Source organism: Variovorax sp. Soil_C_26 (genome assembly GCF_057657075.1).
The window spans coordinates 1-423 of the sequence record NZ_JBDGJC010000052.1 but is presented as its reverse complement, the minus strand read 5'-3'; the positions used below and the strand labels follow the sequence as shown (position 1 = coordinate 423).

The window sequence follows — 423 nt, the reverse complement described above, 5'->3', positions numbered from 1 at the left end:
TTGAACGTGGCGCAGACGGCCGGCGGCCAGTTCGGCGCGGGCCTGTACCGGCTCATCAACTACACCGGCACGCTGACCGACAACGGCCTGGACATCGGCACGGCGCCCACCGACGCGAGCAACCTGCAGGTGCAGACCTCGGTTGCGCAGCAGGTCAACCTGGTGAACTCCGAAGGCGTGGCGCTCAACCTCTGGGACGGCAACGACAGCGCCAACTTCAACGACGGCAAGATCGCTGGCGGCTCGGGCACCTGGCGCGCAGGCAGCCCCGGCGACACCTGGACCGACGTGGCGGGCGTCGCCAACGGCACCTGGAAGCAGGACGGGTTCGCGATCTTCAGCGGCGCGGCCGGCACCGTCACGGTCGACAACAAGGGTGCGGGCGGCGCGGTGCGCATCGGCGGCGCGCAGTTCGCGGTCGAC

At 70.4% G+C, this 423-nt stretch carries 1 pseudogene; it reads left to right on the top strand.

What is annotated here, in order from left to right:
• Nucleotides 1–423 (top strand): annotated as a pseudogene (locus AC3A6G_RS27425) (autotransporter family protein); the annotation flags it as partial.